Annotated in this window: 2 protein-coding genes; both read right to left on the bottom strand. The window is 44.6% G+C overall.

What is annotated here, in order from left to right; all coding sequences use genetic code 11:
- Window positions 1-33 precede the first annotated feature (33 nt).
- Window positions 34-789, bottom strand: a complete 756-nt coding sequence (istB, locus tag K1I44_RS14915; protein ID WP_061580738.1) for an IS21-like element IS5376 family helper ATPase IstB — start codon at window positions 787-789, stop codon at window positions 34-36.
- Window positions 786-1,988 carry an IS21-like element IS5376 family transposase gene (gene istA, locus K1I44_RS14910; RefSeq protein ID WP_219986622.1) on the bottom strand — a complete coding sequence of 401 codons (1,203 nt, stop codon included), beginning with the start codon at window positions 1,986-1,988 and terminating at the stop codon, window positions 786-788. Before istA ends, istB begins: the two co-directional genes overlap by 4 nt.
- Between the last annotated feature and the right edge of the window lie 92 nt (window positions 1,989-2,080).

Raw genomic sequence — 2,080 nt, 5'->3', positions numbered from 1 at the left:
AAAATCGCCGGTTTAAAATTCCCCAGAAGGACCTCATTGATCCTTCTGTTTTTCTTCTTGGAGCCTCTTTTCCCGTAATCGATAGCTTTCCCCCTTTAGGTTGAAAATGATGGAATGATGCAGTAATCGATCTAACATCGCTGTCGCCAAAACCGAGTCTCCCACGATTTCTCCCCATTCCCCAAAGCTTTTGTTGGAAGTGAGGATAATCGGGGCATGCTCGTACCGCCGGGCGATCACTTGAAATAAGTAATGAGCGCTGTTCGGGTCCAGTTTTAGATACCCCATTTCATCAATAATGAGAACGGTTGGCTTCACAAAGACACGAAGCTTTTTCTCCAACTTTCCTTCCTGGTCGGCTCTTCTTAACTGATTGACCAAATCGTGAGCGGTAATAAAATACGTTTTATATCCTCTTGCGATCGCCTCCATTCCAATCGAAATTGCCAGATGTGTCTTCCCAATCCCCGGTGGACCGAGAAAGAGGATATTTTCTTTCCGGTCAATAAAGGACAACGTAAGCAGTTCTCGAATCCGGCGCTCATCCACCGAAGGCTGCGCGGTAAAATCAAACGTATCGATCGTCTTGCGATATGGCAGTTTGGACAGCTTGATGAGCGTTTGGATCGATCGTGCCTGTTTTTCGACGATTTCTGCCTCTAATAAGCGGAATAAAAACTCTGAATATGATATATTATGAGTAGAGGCGTATTCTGCCATGGCGGACCATCGCTCCGCCATGACAGGCAAATGGAGTTGGTGGCAATACTCGTGTATTCGTTCTTTCATGAGCTTTCCCCTCGCAGGAATGCGTCATAAACGGACAATGGACGAGTATCCACTTCCACCGAAATAGGCGAAATGGTGGCGGCCATTTCCGTCTGTTTCTTTTTTATTTTTTCGGCGAATGAAATCACTTTTTTCTGTTGGTCCACGTGAGAAATCTCCTCCCCTCGAAAGTACAATCGAATATCTCCATTTAATCGCTCCTTCACCAGAATTTCTTTGCCCGCATACTCCGCCGATAAGAGCCATTGTTCCCCTTTGTAGGAGAAACTGCCATCCCAATGCACCTTCCGATAGGAAAGATAGCTCGTATCGTAATCTTTCAACGGAAGAGGCTTGAGTGACTCCTCAGCCCAACGCTCTTGCGGAGAAATACCGGTAGTGGCGTTTGGCTTCCGATTCGCCACTTGATCGAGCCAACGATGGAGAAGGAAATTTAATTCCTCGATGCTTTCAAACGATGTTCCTACATAGAAGTGATCCATAATATACTGAATGGCTCGTTCGACTTTTCCCTTTGTCTGAGCCCGGTAAGGCCGGCATACTTTTGGAATAAATCCGTAGTAACTCGCAAATTCGGAAAATCGTTGATTCCATTTCACCACTCCTTGTTCTCGCCCGTCTGTAACGGTCTTCATATTGTCAAATAACACCTTCTTCGGAACCCCGCCAAAGTACTTGAAGCTCTGAATCAGGCATTCCATTAAGTGTTCCTGATCCTGGCTGACCGTAAATACCGCGTATTTCATCCGCGAATAGCCTAACACAGCCACAAATAGCGATAACTTGACTTTTCTCCCTTCGATCACGACCTCCCCGACTTCTTTCCAATCGACTTGCATTTGTTCGCCAGGAAGCGTTTCATAACGAACGGTGTATTTCTTTTTCGCCGTCTCTCGGAAAGGTTTCATATAGTCTTTTAAAATCGTCTTTCCTCCCGTATAGCCCTGTTGTCGAATTTCAAAAAACAACTTTTCGCTATTAAACACCCCATCTTCTAACATTCGTTTTTGAAGATACGGCTTAAATGGATCTAACTTGCTTTTTCTTTGTTTTCGCTTGGATTTGGAAGGAGGATTGGGGGACTGAATATATTTTCGGACGGTTTTCCGATCGATCCCCAATTCCCTCGCAATATCGGAAATACTCATTCCCCTTTCATACATCTCTTTGATCATAAAAAATTCCCCTCTCGTAATCATGAACCATAGCTCCTCTCATTGACACTATGGTTCTATTGTAAGTGGGGAATTTTATTCCGGCTATATTGGGGATTTTATCATCGGCTTTAACA

Source organism: Anoxybacillus sp. ST4 (assembly GCF_019448545.1).
GTDB lineage: Bacteria > Bacillota > Bacilli > Bacillales > Anoxybacillaceae > Anoxybacillus > Anoxybacillus pushchinoensis.
The sequence above is the reverse complement of the archived record's forward strand: the minus strand, read 5'-3'. Positions and strand labels throughout refer to the sequence as shown.